The organism is Streptomyces pseudovenezuelae (assembly GCF_029892565.1).
GTDB lineage: Bacteria > Actinomycetota > Actinomycetes > Streptomycetales > Streptomycetaceae > Streptomyces > Streptomyces pseudovenezuelae_A.
Genome location: NZ_JARXVH010000001.1, coordinates 613,092 through 629,146 on the forward strand (window position 1 = coordinate 613,092; position 16,055 = coordinate 629,146).

Consider the following 16,055-nt stretch of genomic DNA (forward strand, 5'->3'; position numbering starts at 1 on the left):
CACCGGGAACCGCCCGTGGCCGCCGTTGTCGCCGTGGCCGCCGTGTCCCGTTCAGTCGCTCCTCCGCTCATTCCCCCAGTACGCGCGACCCGCCCACCGGCAGGTCCCAGAGGTCCGATCTCGCGAGGCCGGCCTTCTCCCAGGCCGTACGGACGCGGGTGAGGGGTTCCAGGACCGGTTCTGCGGAGAGGACGAAGGTGCCCCAGTGCATGGGGGCCATGCGGCGGGCGCCCAGGTCCTGGGTGGCGCGGACCGCCTCCTCGGGGTCGCAGTGGACGTCGCTGAGCCACCAGCGGGGGTCGTAGGCGCCGATGGGGAGCAGGGCGAGGTCGATGCCCGGGTAGCGGCGGCCGATTCGGTCGAACCAGTGGCCGTAGCCCGTGTCGCCGGCGAAGTACACGCGCTGTCCGTCACGGGCGGTGAGCAGCCAACCGCCCCAGAGGGTGCGGCAGGTGTCGGTGAGGGAGCGCTTGGACCAGTGATGGGCGGGGACGAAGTCGAAGCGGACGCCGTCCAGTTCGGCCGCCTCCCACCAGTCCAGCTCGGTGACGGCGGTGAATCTGCGGCGGCGGAACCAGCGCGCGAGCCCGGCCGGCACGAACACCGGGGTGTCGCGCGGCAGGCGGCGCAGGGTGGGGGCGTCCAGGTGGTCGTAGTGGTTGTGGCTGATGACGACCGCGTCGATGCGCGGCAGGGCGCTCCAGGCGACGCCGACCGGGGTGATGCGGGCGGGCGTGCCGAGGATGCGGCGGGACCAGACCGGGTCGGTGAGGACGGTGAGGCCGCCGATCCGGACGACCCAACTGGCGTGTCCCGCCCAGGAGACGGCGACCGTGCGGGCGTCGACTCGGGGCAGCGGGCCGGGTTCGAAGGGGAGCCGTGGGATGTCGGCGAGGCCCTCGCGCCCGGGGCGGACGGAGCCTTCGCGGGCGAAACGGGCGGTGGCCTTGAGGCCGGGCAACGGGGCGGTCAGACGGTCGTGGAAGGTCCGCGGCCACACCCGCCGCTCACCCAGCGGGCGGGGCTCGGCGAGCGGCGGAGAGGACGGCGGCGGTGACAGAGGGGACAGCGGTGACGCGGATGACATGGGTGACAGCGGTGACAGGGCCGCCGGATCGCCGGCTCCCCTGGTGGCCGTACTCCCGCTCATGGCCGGACTCGCACTCGCACTCGTGGTCGTACTCGTGGTGGTCGACTCTGACTGCTGCGTCATCGAGGAGGCTCCCATCGCTGAGCGTCGTCGCGGAGATCGTCGAAGACCGACTTCAGTCGGATCAACGCGCGTTGCACGTGTGGCAGTTCCAACGGCGTGGGTGAGGTGAGGCATTCCGCGCGTTCGTCGTCCGTACGGCCCAGCAGCGGGCCGGTGGACAACCGCACGCGCAGGGCGCCGAGTTCGTCGCCGAAGCGGTGGCCGCCGGGTGCGGGCATGCCGAGCCGGGCGGCGAGGAAGTCCTCCAGTTCCTGGGCGTCGCCCACGCCGTGCGCGGTGAGCGCGGGGCGCAGCGGGTCCAGGTCGACGTACAGATGCCGGCCCGCCTGCGGAGGACGGGCCACGGCACCGGCCTCGACGACGGCGCGGTGCGCGGCGGCGGCCACGCGCGCGTGGAGGCGTACGGCGGCGGCGCGACGCCCAGTGACCGGCTCGGGTTCCGTCAGGGCGTACGCGGCCGGCGCGGCGATCGGGCCGGCGATGCGGGCGCCCATGGCGGTGAGCACGTCGAGCACGCGCGCGTGGAGGGCGGTTCCGTCCTCGTCGGCCGGGAAGCGGGCGATCGCGGCCGGCCAGCCCGCCGGCAGCAGGGCGCCGGCCAGGTCGGTGACGACGGTGACCCGGTCGGGCCGCATCTCGGCGGGGCTGAGCTGCACGGAGTCGTGCGGGGCGTGCACGGTGTCGCGCCAGGTCTCGTCGCTGACCACGTGCAGCCCCTCCGCGACGGCGGCCTCCACGCACGCGTGCAGCACATCGGGCGGCGCGACGGTCGCGGTGGGATCGTCGGCGACGGACAGCACCAGCAGCCGCGGATCCCCGCCCTCGGCACGCACCCGGCGCACGGTCTCCATGAGGGCGTACGGATCCGGCACACCCCCGCACTCGGCCGGCGTCGCCACATGGAAGACGGGCCTGCCCAACAGGCGTGCGTACGGCGCCCACCAGGCCGCGCACGGCCGGGGCACCAGGACGTCGCCGCCGAGCGCGGCGGTCAGCGCGAGCAGCAGGGCGGGGGCGCCGGGGCCCGCGGCCACCCCGGCGGGCTCGACGGGCAGTCCGCGGCGCTGCCAGTAGCCGCACGCCGCCTCCCGCAGTGCGGTGCCGCCGCCGACCGGCTCCCCGTCGGCGGTGGCCGCCGCGGCGGCGAGTGCGGCGCTGAGTTCGGGCAGCACGGGCAACCCGTCCTCGGGGAGGTGCGGCCCGTAGCGGACGGGGCCGTGGCCTTCCGGGGCCGTCCGCCGCATACGTACCTCCGCGCCGTGCCTGCTGCCGTGTCCGTCACCCTCGAAGACCGTCGGACGACCGTCCGCCCCCGTCCCCCGCGCCGGTTCTCCGCCGCCCGGTAAGCCGCCTCCCCGTCCCTGTCCCGTTCGCTGTCCCCGCGTCCGCGCCCGGTGGTCACCGGTGCGTACGAGGCAGGTCGTGCCGTCGGGTTCCGCGTACCCGGAGTGACTGACGCCGATGTGCGTCGGCAGGGTTGCTCCGGTCACCCGGGCGGTGCCGGGCGCGGCCCGCCGGATCACCTGTCCACGGCGGCGTCCCGGTGGCGCAGCCGGTACGCGGCGGCGCCCAGGCCGCCCGCGATCAGGACGCCGCCTGCGACCAGGGCGGGCACGGAGTCGGTGAAGGTACCGCCCTCGCCGGCCTGGACACCGCGCTGCACCGGGGCGGCGGCGCAGGAGTCGCCGCGCGGTTCGGTGCGCGGTCCGGCGTGAGGGTCGGCGTGGGGTTCGGCGCAGGTCCGGCCGCCGCCGTCGCCGCCGCCGCCGCGGGTCACGGTGAAGGTGGCGCTCCAGGCCTTGCCCTGGCCGCCGGGTGCCGCCGGGCAGGTGCCGTCGACGGTCCACGCGGAGTCCCGGGTCACGGCGTTCGGACCGCTGCCCTCGAAGTCGCCGGCGGGGGCGACACGGGCGGTGCCGCGGTAGGCGGGACCGGCGACCGCGTCGTCGTTGCCGGGGACGCGCTGGAGCTGGACGGTGCCGTCGTCGAAGGCCTGCGAGGTGGCGTCGAGGGTGGCGGGCGCGGGGCCGCTCGTGGCGTCGCAGGAGACCGAGACGGTGACGCTGCCGCCCGGGGAGACATTGCTCGGGCTGACCTCCGCGGCCGGGTCCGCGAAGGCGGCCGCGGCGGCGGCGCCGAGCGCGGCACCGGCCAGGACGGCGGCGGACAGGGCACGGGCGGTGCGGCGCATGGGAAGGGCTCCTTCGGCCGGCGGCTGCGGGGCACGGAGTTCGTGCCCCGCAGCCATCACAGCCCGCCCGGCCGCACCGCGCGCGCGGCCGGACACCATTCGCGGGACGCGCACGGCCGACCGGGTGACAGCGGCGTGCCGCCCAAGGATCTGGGCGGCACGCTTCCCCCCGTTCCCCATCCCGGTCCCCCGGGCCCTAGGCCGCGCCGCTCATGATCTGGTCGCGCACCTGGGTGCAGCAACGGTTGATGAGCCGGGAGACGTGCATCTGCGAGATGCCCAGCTGCTCGGCGATGCGGCTCTGGGTCATGTCGTCGAAGAACCGCATGTAGAGGATGGTCCGCTCACGCTCGGGCAGGGCGGCCAGCCGGGGCGCGACGGCCTCGCGGTCCACCACCGTGTCCAGTCGGCCGTCGGGCGCGCCGAGCGCGTCGCTCAGGGAGTAGCCGTCGTTGCTGCCGGGCAGCTCCGCGTCGAGCGAGAGCGCCGTGAAGCTCTCCAGCGCCTCCAGACCGGCCTGCGCGTCCTCCTCGCTCATGTTCGCCTGCGCGGCGATCTCCGCGACGGTGGGACGCCGGCCGGAGATGGTCTGGGACAGGTCCTGACTGGCGAACCGGACCCGGTTACGCAGGTCCTGGACGCGGCGCGGCACGTGCACGGTCCACATGTGGTCCCGGAAGTGCCGCTTGATCTCGCCGGTGATGGTCGGTACGGCGTAGCTCTCGAAGGCGTTGCCGAGAGCTGGGTCGTACCGGTCGACGGCCTTGACCAGGCCGAGGGCCGCGACCTGGCGCAGGTCCTCGAAGCTCTCGCCACGGCTGCGGAAGCGTCCCGCGAGCCGGTCGGCCATCGGCAGCCAGGCCTCGACCAACTTCTCGCGCAGGGTGTCCCGTTGCTGGCCGGCCGGAAGCGCGGCGAGCGTACGGAAGGCCTCCGCGGTGTCGGGGGCGTCGTCGTGCGGGTGGTGCTTCGCGCTCATTTTGGTGGCCATGGTTGCGTCGCAACTCCCTCGGTGCTGCTTTGGGTGGAAGGTCACCGTGGGAGAGCGGCCGAAATCCGGACGGACACGGCCGGGGCGGCAAGAGAGCCGTTCCCACGGACGTGCCTCCGGTCCGAAGCACTTGACCTCCGCCTGCCCTCGACTTCTCCGGGCAAACCCCCGTGTCGACGCCCGACGTTCGGGTACGCGCCGCACACGCCGAAGATCCAGGAGGGACACATGCAACGAGGCAGCAACCGACTGAGCGCCCACCGCGACGAGGAGTTGAAGCACGAACTGCGGGACCTGCTCAGGTCCGGCCACCCCGCACAGACCGAGGAGTGGCACGGCTCCGAGCCCGCCGCCGAGGACGACCCGGAACTCGCGGGCGGCCCGATCGCACCCGGCGGTTCGTCCGCGACACCGGAGGCGGTCCGCCTGGAACTCTCCCGCTACCTGAGCCGCCACTCGTTCCCGGCCGACCCGTTCGCCCTCGCCCTCACCCTGCGCGACGCGAACGCGCCCGACGCCCTGGCCGACCCGGTGGCACGCCTGCCCCGCACGGCCCGCTACACCACCGTCCAAGAACTGACCGACGCCCTCATCAGCGCGGACACCGAGCGGCGCGGGTAGGTCAGCAGCCGGAGGACCGCTCCCGTGCGCCCTCGCGCGTGCGGCCCGCGGCGACCATGCGCTCCGGATTGCGGCGCAGGAACTCGCCCTCCAGTGACGCCATGCGGTCGTTGTGGGCCCGCAGGGCGTCGCTGGAGCCGTGCAGCAGGGTGTCGTGGCGCGTGCGGTGGATCGTCTCCAGCTCCTTCATGAGCTGTTGGTCGTCCAGTCGGCTGGGCTCGACTCCGGTCATCGTGGTGCCCCGCTCGTCGTGGGTACGGCTCCGGGAGGGTGCCGTGGAGCCGGCGTCTCCTCACCCACTGTACGAAGAACCACGCCCCCGGTCCTCCGAAGCCGCGCACGCACCCGGCCGCGTGCCTAGCGGACCCGCTCCACCCGCCGCTCGTCCCACACCGGCTCCGGCGTCTCCCGGACCCGGCCGTCGCTCCCGAAGACCAGGTAGCGGTCGAAGGAGCGGGCGAACCAGCGGTCGTGGGTGACCGCGAGGACCGTGCCGTCGAAGGCCTCCAGGCCCTCCTGGAGCGCCTCGGCGGACTCCAGGTCGAGGTTGTCGGTGGGCTCGTCGAGGAGGAGGGCGGTGACGCCCTCCAGTTCCAGGAGCAGGATCTGGAAGCGGGCCTGCTGGCCGCCGGAGAGGCGGTCGAAGGTCTGCTCGGCCTCGTTGGTGAGCTCGTAGCGGCGCAGTCGCGACGAGGCCGCGCCCCGGTCCTGGGAGTGCTCAGACCACAGGATGTCCAGCAGCGTGCGGCCCTGCAGTTCGGGGTGGGCGTGGGTCTGCGCGAAGTGGCCCGGCACGACCCGCGCGCCCAGCTTCCACGCCCCCGTGTGCGCCACCTCCTCGCCGGCCAGCAGCCGCAGGAAGTGCGACTTGCCGGAGCCGTTGGAGCCGAGGACGGCGACCCGTTCGCCGTAGAAGACCTCCAGGTCGAAGGGCTTCATCAGTCCTGTCAGCTCAAGTCCCTTGCAGGTGACGGCCCTTACGCCGGTACGGCCGCCCTTGAGCCGCATCGTGATGTCCTGCTCGCGCGGCGGCTCCGGCGGCGGGCCCGCCTCCTCGAACTTGCGCAGCCGGGTCTGGGCGGCCTGGTAGCGGGAGGCCAACTCATGGCTGATGGAGGCCGCCTGACGGAGGTTCAGCACCAGCTTCTTCAGCTGCGCGTGCTTCTCGTCCCAGCGGCGCCTCAACTCCTCGAAGCGGGCGAAGCGTTCACGTCGGGCGTCGTGGTACGTGGCGAAGCCGCCGCCGTGCACCCAGGCGTCGGCGCCGGCCGGCGAGGGCTCGACGGAGACGATCTTCTCGGCGGCGCGGGAGAGGAGTTCGCGGTCGTGGGAGACGAAGAGCACCGTCTTGCGGGTCTCCTTGAGCCGTTCCTCCAGCCACCGCTTGCCGGGCACGTCGAGGTAGTTGTCCGGCTCGTCGAGCAGCAGCACCTCCTCGGAGCCGCGCAGCAGCGCCTCCAGCACGAGCCGCTTCTGCTCGCCGCCGGACAGGGTGCCGACCTGCCGGAACTGCGCCTTGTCGTAGGGCACACTGAGCGCGGCCATGGTGCACATGTCCCACAGCGTCTCGAACTCGTAGCCGTGCACCTCGGCCCAGTCGGACAGGGCCTGTGCGTAGGCGAGTTGGGCGGCCTCGTCGTCGACGGTCATGATGCCGTGCTCGGCCTTGTCGACCTCTTTGGCCACCTCGCGGATGCGCGGCGGGGCGACCGACACGAGCAGGTCCCGCACGGTCGTCTCGTCGCGTACGGAGCCCACGAACTGGCGCATCACGCCGAGGCCGCCACTGACGGTGACGGTCCCGCCGTGCGGTTTCAGCTCGCCGGAGATCAGCCTCAGCAGGGTCGTCTTGCCGGCGCCGTTGGGCCCGACGAGGGCCACGACGGCCCCTTCGCCCACCCGGAACGACACATCGCCGAGCAGCGCCCTCCCGTCGGGGAGGTAGTACTCGAGGTGTGCGGCTTCCAGATGTCCCATGAACAGGCATTCTGCGGGCCGCCCGGCAGGTCGGGCAAACCCTTATGCCGCTCGGGGCCCGTCCGCCGAGACGCAGGCCTTAATCGAGTGCCTGCCCGGCCGGTCCGCCCTCGCCGGCCGGGGTCACCACCGCGCCCGCCCAGGAGATGGCCTTCCAGCCGTCGGTGGGCGAGCCCTCCAGGACGACCACGCCGGTGTTGTCGAGGGGGTGGGCGGCGGCGAAGGGCACGTCGACGTTGTCGGCGCGGGAGGCGGTCCACATCCGGATGGCCGCGCCGTGGCTGACCATGGCGACCGTCCCGGCCCCACTGGCGGCGGCCTCGGCGACGACGGCGTCGTAGCGGGCCAGCGCCTCGACGCCGTTCTCCCCGCCCGGCATCCTCAGCTCGGTGTCCCCGGCCGCCCAGGCGAACACCGTGCGCATGTAGACCCGCGCCCGCTCGGAGTCGCCCGGCAGCATCTGCAGATCGCCCGCGGACAGCTCGCGGATGCCGTCCCGGACGACCGGGTCGAGACCCCGGGCGGCGGCCAGCGGGGCGGCCGTGAGCTGCGTACGGACCATGGTGGAGACGTAGAGCGCCTCGATGTCCTCGTCGGCCAGCGCCTCGGGCAGGGCGGCGGCCTGCTGCTCGCCGAGGGCGGTCAGACCCGGGCCCGGGACGGCCGTGTCCAGTACGAAGTCGACGTTGGACGGCGTCTGGCCGTGGCGGACGAGAATCAGACGCATGCAGGGACCCTCCGGGTGTCGGTTGCCGTCCGCCGGACAATAAACGGCGAGTTCAGGGTACCGGGAGCATATGAGCCCAGACGTCGACCTCACCCTTCCGAAGCCCGGCCTCCATCCCCTGCGTGACCGGCTGCTCGCGCTCGACTCCAGGCTGTTCGAGTTCGCGGCCGAGCGGAACTGGCCGGCGGCGGAGCCCGTCCTGCCGCGGCTGAGCCGGGCCGCGAACCACGGTGTGCTGTGGTTCGCGGCGGCGGCGGCGCTGGCCGCGGCCCGTACGCCTCGGTCCCGTCGCGCCGCCGCCCGCGGGCTCGCCTCGCTCAGCGTCGCCTCGCTGACCATCAACACCATCGGCAAGCGGTCGATACGCCGTCCGCGCCCCGTCCTCGACCCCGTACCGGTCGCCCGGCAGCTGAAGCGGCAGCCGATCACCACGTCGTTCCCCTCCGGTCATGCCGCCTCGGCGGCGGCCTTCGCGACCGGGGTCGCCCTGGAGTCCCCTGCCTGGGGCGCCGCGGTCGGCCCGATCGCCTTCTCGGTGGCGATGTCCCGCGTCTACACCGGCGTCCATTTCCCGAGCGACGTCCTCGCGGGCGCCGCCCTCGGCGCGGTCGCCGGATTCGCCGTACGAGGTCTGGTGCCCACCCGGGTCCAGTCGGTGTCGCCGGCCCGGCCCCGTACCGACGTGCCGGAGCTGCCGGACGGCGAGGGGCTGGTCATGGTCGCCAACACCAGCTCGGGCACCGCGGACCGCGTGCGCGCGCTGAGTGACGGTCTGCCGCTGGCCGAGATCGTCGAGTGCGAACCGGCCGACATACACGCCGAGTTGGAGAAGGCCGCGGCCCGCGCCACCGTGCTCGGTGTGTGCGGCGGCGACGGCACGGTGAACACCGCGGCCGAGATCGCCCTGCGTCACGGCCTGCCCCTGGCCGTGCTGCCCGGTGGCACCCTCAACCACTTCGCCTACGACCTGGGCGTGGAGGACGCCCGCACCCTGACCCGCGCGATCCAGGGCGGCGAGGGGGTGCGCGTGGACGTCGGCCGGTTCGACGCGGGCGAGACGAAGGGCATCTTCCTCAACACGTGCAGCCTGGGCGTCTATCCGGAGCTGGTGCGTGAGCGTGAGCGCTGGTCGGGCCGGATCGGCGGCTGGCCGGCCGGGGTGCTCGGGGCGCTGCGCGTGCTGCGGACGGACCAGCACCCGCTGCAGGCCGAGTTCGGCGGCCGGACCCACCCGCTGTGGCTGCTGTTCGTCGGCAACGGCACCTACCACCGGATGGGCCTGACGCCGGGCCGCCGCCTCGACCTCGCGGACGGCCGGCTCGACGTACGCGTGGTGCACGGCGGCCGGCGGCCCGCGCTGCGGCTGCTCGCGGCGGCGGCCGCGGGCCCGCTGACCCGCTCCCCCGCGCACGCGGCGGTCCAGGTCACGCGGCTGCGCCTGGACGGCGTCACCCCCGGCACGCTCCTCGCCTTCGACGGTGAAGTCACCGAGGTGGCGGGCCAGGTGACGCTGGAGAAGCTGCCGCACGCGCTGCGGGTCTATCGCCCGCTGCCGTGATCACCCTCCGCACCGCCATGTGGACTGACTGACCGTCAGTCCACATGGTAATATACGGGTCTCACAATTCGACATGTGCGCGTACCGTGAGGCGTACCGCCGACGGGGCCGTGAGCGCCCCGCGAGCAGGTACGTCGAGAGGGGACCCGCCATGTCCAGGCCGCAGGAGACCGCCATCTACACGCACGGCCACCACGAGTCGGTGCTGCGCTCGCACACCTGGCGGACCGCCGCCAACTCCGCGGCCTACCTGCTCGGTTCGCTGAAGCCGCACATGAAGATCCTGGACATCGGCTGCGGTCCCGGCACGATCACCGCCGACCTGGCGGAGCTGGTCCCCCAAGGGCACGTCACCGGCGTCGACCAGGCGCCCGGGATCCTGGAACAGGCCCGGGCGACGGCGACCCAACGCGGCCTGGACAACGTCGACTTCGCGGTCGCCGACGTCCACGCACTGGACTTCCCGGACGACACGTTCTGCGTGGTCCACGCCCATCAGGTGCTGCAACACGTCGGCGATCCGGTGCAGGCGCTGCGCGAGATGCGGCGGGTCACCAAACCGACCGGTTTCATCGCCGTCCGCGATTCGGACTACGCGGCCATGACCTGGTACCCGGCGTCCCGAGGAATGGACGAGTGGCTGGATCTGTACCGCCGTGTGGCCCGGGCCAACGGCGGCGAGCCGGACGCCGGGCGGCGGCTGAAGTCCTGGGCGCTGCGGGCGGGACTCACCGACGTCACGGCGACCTCCAGCACCTGGACCTTCTCCACACCCGAGGAACGGGCCTGGTGGAGCGGCCTGTGGGCGGACCGGACGCTGGCGTCGGCGTACGCCGAGCGGGCCACGGAGGGCGGCCACGCGACCCCGGAGCAGCTGCGGGCGGTGTCGGAGGCCTGGCGGGAGTGGGGGCGGCGGGAGGACGGCTGGTTCTCGGTCCTGCATGCGGAGATCCTGTGCCGGAAGGACGTCTGAATCTCCGCAGTCGGGTTACTCGGAGTGCAGGAGGTTCACACCATGGTTCCGATTCTGCTTGTCCTGCTTCTTGTCCTCGTTCTCTTCGGCGCCGGCTTCGCGGTGAAGCTGCTCTGGTGGATCGCACTGGTGGTTCTCGTGCTGTGGGTGCTCGGGTTCCTGATGCGCGGCACGACATCGGCCGGCGGCCGGAGTCGCTGGTACCGATGGTGAGTCGGTACCCGTGACGGGGCGCCTGGGGTGAGTCGGGGGCGTGGCGCGATCAGGCGCCGCGCCCCCGAGCCGCGTCCAGCCTGCGCCGCGCCGGTCCCAGGGCGCGGCGCATCCGCATGATGCCGCCCCAGGGGTCGGTGCGGGCCTGTTCCACGGCGTCGGAAATCGTCCAGCGGCGGGCGCTGAGGCCGGGGTCGTCGAGCTGTGTCCAGGCGAGGGGCGTGGCCACGGGGGCGCCGGGCCGGGCGCGGACGGAGAGCGGCGCGACCGCGGTCTGCGCGTAGGCGTTGCGCCCCACGTCCAGGTAGAGCCGATGACCGCGGTCCTTCTTGCGCGCGGCGGTGGTGAGCCGGTCGGGGTGGGCGTCGGCGAGATGGTCGGCGACGTCACGGGCGAAGGTGCGGACCTCGTCGACGTCGCTCCGGCCGTCCAGGGGCACGATCACGTGCAGTCCCCGCGAGCCGGTGGTCATCAGGGCGGAGGGCAGCTTGAGCCGGTCGAGGAGCTCCCCGAGGAGCCAGGCCGCCTCGCGCACGGCGGCGAAGTCGTCGTCGGCCGGGTCGAGGTCGAAGACCAGCCGGTCGGGCAGCTCGATCCGCCCGACCAGGGACAGCCACCGGTGCACGGTGAGACAGGCCTGGTCGGCGAGGTACACGAGGGTGGCGGAGTCGTCGCACACGGTGTGCAGGACGGTGCCGCCCTCCTTGGGCACCTCGACGCGGGTGATCCAGTCCGGGTAGCTCTGCGGGGTGTTCTTCTGCACGAAGCGGGGTCCGTCGATCCCGTCCGGATGCCGTTCCAGCATCAGGGGACGGCCGCGCAGGTGCGGCACCATCAGCGGGGCGGCCGAGCGGTAGTAGTCGACGAGGTCGCCCTTGGTGTACTCCTTCGCCTTCCCCTCGCCGGGGAAGAGCACCTTGCCGGGCCGATGCACCTCGACCGTGCGGTGTCCGGCCCGGACTCTGCGGACCTCGTCGCCGTTCACCGCACGACCGCCTCCTCGACCAGCAGGCGGCCGGCCGCCGCGATGGACTCGGCGTCGATGCCCGCCGCGTGCAGCTGCTCGGTCGGGGACGCCGAGCCCGGCATCGTCCGTACGGCCAGGCGCACCAGCCGCGGTACCGGCCGCCCGTCGAGGAACGCGTCCAGGACGGCGTCCCCGAGGCCGCCCTCCTCGTGGTGGTCCTCCACGGTCATCAGGCAGCCGGTGTCCTCGGCGGCCCGGCGCAGGGTGAGCCGGTCGACGGGCTTGACCGAGTACAGGTCCACCACCCGGACCGCGATGTCGTGCTCCGCCAGCGCGTCGGCGGCTGCCAGCGCCTCGTGGACGGTGACGCCCGCGGCGACGATCGTCAGCCGGTCGCGGTCGGAGGAGCGCAGCACCTTGCTGCCGCCGATCGGGAACTCCTCGTCGGCGCCGTAGATCACCGGGCCCTCGCCGCGTGAGGTGCGCAGATAGCGGACGCCGTCCAGGCCCGCCATCTGTGTGACGAGCTGGGCGGTCTGGTTGGGGTCGCACGGGTACAGCACGGTCGAGCCGTGCACCGCGCGCATCATCGCGAGGTCTTCCAGGCCCATCTGCGAGGGCCCGTCCTGGCCGATCGCGACGCCCGCGTGCGAGCCGACGAGGTTGATGCCGGCGCCGCTGATCGACGCCATCCGCACGAAGTCGTACGCACGCGTGAGGAACGCCGCGAAGGTGGTGGCGTACGGCACCCAGCCGCGCGCGGCGAGTCCCACGGCCGTCGCGACCATCTGCTGCTCGGCGATGTAGCACTCGAAGTAGCGGTCGGGGTGTTCCTTGGCGAAGAGCTCGGCCTTGGTGGAGTCGCCGACCTCTCCGTCGAGGGCGACGACGTCGCCACGTGCCGTGCCGAGCGCGACGAGCGCCTGCCCGAAGGCGTCGCGGGTGGCCACCCCCTTGCCGCTCTTCCCCTCATCTCCCTTGTCCCAGCGGGGCAGTTCGAGCACCCCGCCACCACCCACGGCGTGCAGCATCCGTGCGGCGGGCGGCTCCTGCACGTGGACCCGGAGCGAGCGGGGACCGCCCAGTTCGGCGATCGCCTCCTCGGGGTCCGGCAGCGGCTTGCCGTGCAGACCCTCGCGGTCCTGGACGGAGGCGACGCCCTTGCCCTTGAGGGTGCGCGCGAGGATCACGGTCGGCCGGCCGATCGTCGACTCGGCCTCGCCGTAGGCGCGCTCGATCGCGTCGACGTCGTGCCCGTCCACCTCGACGGTGTGCCAGCCGAACGCCTCGAAACGGCGCGCGTAGGCGTGCAGGTCATGACCGTGCCGGGTCGGCCCGCGCTGCCCGAGCCGGTTGACGTCGACGATCGCGGTCAGGTTGTCGAGATGCTCGTACGAGGCCTGCTCGGCGGCCTCCCACACGGAGCCCTCGGCCAGCTCGCTGTCCCCGCACAGCACCCACACCCGGTACCCGACGCGGTCCAGGTTCTTGCCGGCCAGCGCGATCCCGGCGCCGACGGGCAGCCCCTGACCGAGCGAGCCGGTGGCCGTCTCGACCCACGGCAGCCTGCGCGGCGTCGGATGCCCTTCGAGCCGGCTGCCCCGCGTACGGAAGGTCAGCAACTCGGCGTCGTCGATGGCACCGGCCGCCTTGTAGGCGGCGTAGAGGAGGGGCGAGGCGTGTCCCTTAGACAGGACGAAGCGGTCGTTGCCGGGATGGTCGGGGCGGTCGAAGTCGTAGCGGAAGTGGTTGGTCAGGAAGACGGCCATCAGGTCGGCGGCGGACATCGAGGACGTCGGGTGTCCGGAGCCGGCAGCCGCGGCGGCCCGCACACTGTCCACGCGCAACTGCTGACCCAGCTCGGCGAGTTCGGCGGTGTTCATGACTCTCCTTGCGGCAACGGAGGCAGATACGGAAAGTAGTCGGTCGGTTCGAGAAGCGTCACAGAATTGGTCGTTCACCTCGGTCCGGACTTCTCCGCGTCCCCCTGGTCAGCTCGGCCAAACGTGCACCGGGCCCCGGCCCGCGCCGGAGCCCGCGGCGGCCGAAATGGATCGCCGGAAGGGATCTCCTCCCCCGCCGGTCCGAACTAGGCTCGTCCGCATGGACATTCTGGGAGCCACGCTGCGGATCTGCGTCGACGACCTGGAGACCGCGGTCCCCTTCTACGAACGGCTCGCGGGCGGCACCGCCCTGCGCTTCGAACGCGCCGGGGTCCAGGTGGCCGCCGTCGGCTGCTTCCTGCTGATGAGCGGCCCCGAGGCCGAGCTGGAAGTGCTGCGCAAGGTCTCCGCGACGATCGCCGTGAAGGACGTCGACGAGGCCAACCGCGTACTCACCGAACTGGGCGCCCGCGTCATCGCGGGCCCGGTGGCCACCCCGGCGGGCCGCAACCTGATCGCGATGCATCCGGACGGGGTGGTGTACGAGTACGTGGACCGCAATTCCTAGCGGCGACGGGGCGGGACGAGCCCGGGTCGAGCGGGGCAGGCCCCGCGGACGCGGCCCGCGAGCTCCAAGGTGTCGCCCGCCCCGCCCCTCACGTCTCCTGCGGCCGCATCCGGAAGTCGTAGTGCTCCGGCAGCGGCTCCTCGGCGAGCCGCGCCCACAGTCGTCCGATGGCCTCCGCGCCCTCCCGTAGGTCGGCGACCTCGAAACCGGCGTCGAAGACGGCCCGTGCCTCCTCGCGCCGGCCCTCCGCCAGCAGCAGCCCGGCCTCGATCAGCCGGAACCGGCCGCGCTCCCGGGTCGCGGGATGCAGCCGCTCCCACACGGACCGCGCCTGCTCGGTGCGGCGTACGGCGAGCAGGGCCTCGATCGCCTCGCGGCCCAGCGCGGCCGTGGCCGCCGTCCAGGAAGCGCCGGTGTCGCGGCGCTCGTGGCACAGGTCGTCGAAGGCCTCGGTGTAGCGGTCGGCGGCCCGCTCGTGGTTGCCGGCCTCGTGGTCGGCGACGGCGAGGCAGCGCAGCAACGGCCAGAGGGACGGGGCGAGTTCGAGGGCCCGTTCCCAACTTCGTACCGCCTGCGCCTGATCGCCGTCGTGCCACTGGGCGACGCCGAGGTGGTACTCGGTGAGCGGGGTGGCGGGCGCGGTCTCCAGCATGTCCCGCCAGTGCCGGGCGACGAGCGTCTCGCCGGGCGGCCGCACCCGGCGCGGATCGGGCAGCGACCCGGCGCGCAGCAGTTGGCGCCAGGGCTCCTGGTCCTCGCCCAGCGTGCTCTCGTCGAAGGGCGTGCCGGGCAACTTCCAGTCGGTGCGCAGGACTTCGAGCGCGCCCCAGCCGGAGCCGACGGCGAGGATCTCGCCGGGTTCGGCGTCGGCGTGCGGCTTCCAGGCCTCGTACGCGGCGTCGACGTCGGCGCGCGGCAGGACGGCCGCCAGCCGCTCCTCCACGCCGGACACCACCGTCTCCCACTCCCCGTCGGGCGAGGCGTCCAGCGGCCCGTACGCCTCCAGCCAGCTCACCTCGCTCTCCGCGTCCAGCCGCACATGCTCCAACTGCGTGCGCGCGAGCCCCGCTTGGATCTCGCAGTAGCCGCCGGTCCCCGGCTCGGTGAGCCACTCCTGCCAGCGCCGCCCGCCGCTCCCGTTCCCCCACACGAACAGCTTGCGCCCGCGCAGCACGTCGGTGGACGTCTGCACCAGTCCGTGGCCGTCGGCGGCCAACGCGGCGATCCAGCGCCGCCGTTCCTCGGGCAGCTCGTAGAAGTAGTCGGCGGCGTAAGGGCTGTTGAGCGGATACGTGCGGTCGATCCCGTCGTACGAGGGCACGGGCACGCGGCGCAGTCGGCGCTCGTAGCCGAAGTGCCAGGCCTCGTCCGCCGGTGCGATCACCCGGCGCTCCTCGGGCACGGCGATGTTGGACCACCAGTAGGCGGGCACGGGCTTCTCGTGCGGGTTGCGGACGCGGACGCCGACGTAGAGGAAGTCGGAGTGTTCCGGCAGCCAGAGGTCGACCTGGAAGGGCAGGTCGCGCAGGCGTTCCCACTCCCACAGGCGGAGCATCTCGCCGCCGTCGGGGGCGGTGACGCGGGCCGCGTGCAGCGGGGCGACGGAGAGGGTGGTGTGGCCGGTGGCGCCGATGTTCCATTCGATGCCGCCGGAGTACCAGGCGCCGTTGAGGGCGAAGTTGGCGGGCTGGAACACCGGGTTGCGGTAGAGGAGTTCACGTCCGGTGGGCTTGTGGAACAGGGAGGCGATCCGGCCGCCCAGACCGGGCAGTACGGCGGCGCGCAGCCGGTCGTTCTCCAGCACGAGGGCGTCGATCTCCCGGGGGGCGCGCTCTCTGCCGTACCCGTCCCGGACGCGCGCCGGCAGCAGGCTGCGCAGGGGCGCGAAGCCGACCTGCCGGGCCATGTCGCGCGGCAGCTCGTCCCGGTCCCGTTCCTCGATGCGGTGCACCTCGTCGAGCGGCCGGAGCGGGGGCAGCGGGTTGTCCGGGCCCAGGTCCGCTGCGGGCAGGGTGATTACCTCACGTCGGATCGTCGTCACGATCACCATGGAAGCCGCTCACCGGTGAGCTGGCCAGGGTCCCTACCGGTCAGGATTACGCAAAGGCGCCGACCTGCGCGGCCGGCGGATCGGGCGCGCGGAAATTCCGTGGGCACCGGATCGTCGACCGCA

General features: G+C 73.3%; 15 protein-coding genes. 5 read left to right on the plus strand and 10 right to left on the minus strand.

What is annotated here, in order from left to right:
• Nucleotides 1–67: 67 nt before the first annotated feature.
• The 4 genes from M2283_RS02735 to M2283_RS02750 form a co-directional block, all read right to left on the minus strand.
• Nucleotides 68–1,213 (minus strand): MBL fold metallo-hydrolase, encoded by a 1,146-nt coding sequence (locus tag M2283_RS02735; RefSeq protein ID WP_280874295.1) that lies wholly within the window; start codon nt 1,211–1,213, stop codon nt 68–70.
• Entirely contained in the window at nt 1,210–2,457 is a 1,248-nt protein-coding gene (locus tag M2283_RS02740; RefSeq protein WP_280874296.1) for an aminotransferase class I/II-fold pyridoxal phosphate-dependent enzyme, read from the minus strand. The genes M2283_RS02735 and M2283_RS02740 overlap by 4 nt, the downstream gene beginning before the upstream one ends.
• Before the next feature lie 275 nt (nt 2,458–2,732).
• Nucleotides 2,733–3,404 carry a hypothetical protein gene (locus M2283_RS02745; protein WP_280874297.1) on the minus strand — a complete coding sequence of 224 codons (672 nt, stop codon included), beginning with the start codon at nt 3,402–3,404 and terminating at the stop codon, nt 2,733–2,735.
• Between the two features lie 196 nt (nt 3,405–3,600).
• Entirely contained in the window at nt 3,601–4,395 is a 795-nt protein-coding gene (locus tag M2283_RS02750; protein ID WP_280874298.1) for an RNA polymerase sigma factor SigF, read from the minus strand.
• Between the two features lie 228 nt (nt 4,396–4,623).
• Between M2283_RS02750 and M2283_RS02755 the strand changes: the two genes are divergently transcribed.
• Nucleotides 4,624–5,016: a DUF2795 domain-containing protein gene (locus M2283_RS02755; RefSeq protein WP_280874299.1), complete on the plus strand. Its 393-nt coding sequence runs from the start codon at nt 4,624–4,626 to the stop codon at nt 5,014–5,016.
• 1 nt (nt 5,017) lies between these two features.
• Here the strand turns inward: M2283_RS02755 and M2283_RS02760 are convergent, their stop codons facing one another.
• The 3 genes from M2283_RS02760 to M2283_RS02770 all read right to left on the minus strand — a co-directional run bounded on the left by M2283_RS02760 (nt 5,018) and on the right by M2283_RS02770 (nt 7,720).
• Nucleotides 5,018–5,248, minus strand: a complete 231-nt coding sequence (locus M2283_RS02760) for a DUF6158 family protein (RefSeq protein WP_280874300.1) — start codon at nt 5,246–5,248, stop codon at nt 5,018–5,020.
• A gap of 125 nt (nt 5,249–5,373) precedes the next feature.
• Nucleotides 5,374–6,993: an ABC-F family ATP-binding cassette domain-containing protein gene (locus tag M2283_RS02765; RefSeq protein WP_280874301.1), complete on the minus strand. Its 1,620-nt coding sequence runs from the start codon at nt 6,991–6,993 to the stop codon at nt 5,374–5,376.
• 79 nt (nt 6,994–7,072) lie between these two features.
• Nucleotides 7,073–7,720 (minus strand): histidine phosphatase family protein, encoded by a 648-nt coding sequence (locus tag M2283_RS02770; protein WP_280874302.1) that lies wholly within the window; start codon nt 7,718–7,720, stop codon nt 7,073–7,075.
• Nucleotides 7,721–7,790: 70 nt separating this feature from the next.
• Between M2283_RS02770 and M2283_RS02775 the strand changes: the two genes are divergently transcribed.
• The 3 genes from M2283_RS02775 to M2283_RS02785 all read left to right on the plus strand — a co-directional run bounded on the left by M2283_RS02775 (nt 7,791) and on the right by M2283_RS02785 (nt 10,464).
• On the plus strand, nt 7,791–9,278 hold the full coding sequence (locus M2283_RS02775) for a bifunctional phosphatase PAP2/diacylglycerol kinase family protein (protein ID WP_280874303.1): 1,488 nt from the start codon (nt 7,791–7,793) through the stop codon (nt 9,276–9,278).
• A 151-nt stretch (nt 9,279–9,429) separates the two neighbouring features.
• On the plus strand, nt 9,430–10,251 hold the full coding sequence (locus tag M2283_RS02780) for a class I SAM-dependent methyltransferase (protein WP_280874304.1): 822 nt from the start codon (nt 9,430–9,432) through the stop codon (nt 10,249–10,251).
• 42 nt (nt 10,252–10,293) lie between these two features.
• Nucleotides 10,294–10,464 carry a hydrophobic protein gene (locus M2283_RS02785; RefSeq protein WP_280874305.1) on the plus strand — a complete coding sequence of 57 codons (171 nt, stop codon included), beginning with the start codon at nt 10,294–10,296 and terminating at the stop codon, nt 10,462–10,464.
• Nucleotides 10,465–10,513: 49 nt separating this feature from the next.
• On the opposite strand, the gene ligD is transcribed toward M2283_RS02785, so the two are convergent.
• Together ligD and M2283_RS02795 are read right to left on the minus strand one after the other, a co-directional pair.
• Nucleotides 10,514–11,449, minus strand: coding sequence for a non-homologous end-joining DNA ligase (ligD, locus tag M2283_RS02790; RefSeq protein ID WP_280874306.1), 936 nt, complete (start codon nt 11,447–11,449; stop codon nt 10,514–10,516).
• Nucleotides 11,446–13,314, minus strand: a complete 1,869-nt coding sequence (locus M2283_RS02795) for a transketolase (RefSeq protein WP_280874307.1) — start codon at nt 13,312–13,314, stop codon at nt 11,446–11,448. The genes ligD and M2283_RS02795 overlap by 4 nt, the downstream gene beginning before the upstream one ends.
• A gap of 220 nt (nt 13,315–13,534) precedes the next feature.
• Between M2283_RS02795 and M2283_RS02800 the strand changes: the two genes are divergently transcribed.
• On the plus strand, nt 13,535–13,882 hold the full coding sequence (locus tag M2283_RS02800; RefSeq protein WP_280874308.1) for a VOC family protein: 348 nt from the start codon (nt 13,535–13,537) through the stop codon (nt 13,880–13,882).
• 88 nt (nt 13,883–13,970) lie between these two features.
• Here the strand turns inward: M2283_RS02800 and M2283_RS02805 are convergent, their stop codons facing one another.
• Complete coding sequence (locus M2283_RS02805) at nt 13,971–15,932, minus strand: DUF5107 domain-containing protein (RefSeq protein ID WP_280874309.1); 1,962 nt, start codon at nt 15,930–15,932, stop codon at nt 13,971–13,973.
• Nucleotides 15,933–16,055: the final 123 nt, after the last annotated feature.

What these genes read in the sequence shown, in the direction of transcription:
- M2283_RS02735 (WP_280874295.1), bottom strand. Translation starts at nt 1,213, where the DNA reads ATGACGCAGCAGTCAGAGTCGACCACCACGAGTACGACCACGAGTGCG.
- M2283_RS02740 (WP_280874296.1), bottom strand. Translation starts at nt 2,457, where the DNA reads ATGCGGCGGACGGCCCCGGAAGGCCACGGCCCCGTCCGCTACGGGCCG.
- M2283_RS02745 (WP_280874297.1), bottom strand. Translation starts at nt 3,404, where the DNA reads ATGCGCCGCACCGCCCGTGCCCTGTCCGCCGCCGTCCTGGCCGGTGCC.
- M2283_RS02750 (WP_280874298.1), bottom strand. Translation starts at nt 4,395, where the DNA reads ATGGCCACCAAAATGAGCGCGAAGCACCACCCGCACGACGACGCCCCC.
- M2283_RS02755 (WP_280874299.1), top strand. Translation starts at nt 4,624, where the DNA reads ATGCAACGAGGCAGCAACCGACTGAGCGCCCACCGCGACGAGGAGTTG.
- M2283_RS02760 (WP_280874300.1), bottom strand. Translation starts at nt 5,248, where the DNA reads ATGACCGGAGTCGAGCCCAGCCGACTGGACGACCAACAGCTCATGAAG.
- M2283_RS02765 (WP_280874301.1), bottom strand. Translation starts at nt 6,993, where the DNA reads ATGGGACATCTGGAAGCCGCACACCTCGAGTACTACCTCCCCGACGGG.
- M2283_RS02770 (WP_280874302.1), bottom strand. Translation starts at nt 7,720, where the DNA reads ATGCGTCTGATTCTCGTCCGCCACGGCCAGACGCCGTCCAACGTCGAC.
- M2283_RS02775 (WP_280874303.1), top strand. Translation starts at nt 7,791, where the DNA reads ATGAGCCCAGACGTCGACCTCACCCTTCCGAAGCCCGGCCTCCATCCC.
- M2283_RS02780 (WP_280874304.1), top strand. Translation starts at nt 9,430, where the DNA reads ATGTCCAGGCCGCAGGAGACCGCCATCTACACGCACGGCCACCACGAG.
- M2283_RS02785 (WP_280874305.1), top strand. Translation starts at nt 10,294, where the DNA reads ATGGTTCCGATTCTGCTTGTCCTGCTTCTTGTCCTCGTTCTCTTCGGC.
- M2283_RS02795 (WP_280874307.1), bottom strand. Translation starts at nt 13,314, where the DNA reads ATGAACACCGCCGAACTCGCCGAGCTGGGTCAGCAGTTGCGCGTGGAC.
- M2283_RS02800 (WP_280874308.1), top strand. Translation starts at nt 13,535, where the DNA reads ATGGACATTCTGGGAGCCACGCTGCGGATCTGCGTCGACGACCTGGAG.
- M2283_RS02805 (WP_280874309.1), bottom strand. Translation starts at nt 15,932, where the DNA reads ATGGTGATCGTGACGACGATCCGACGTGAGGTAATCACCCTGCCCGCA.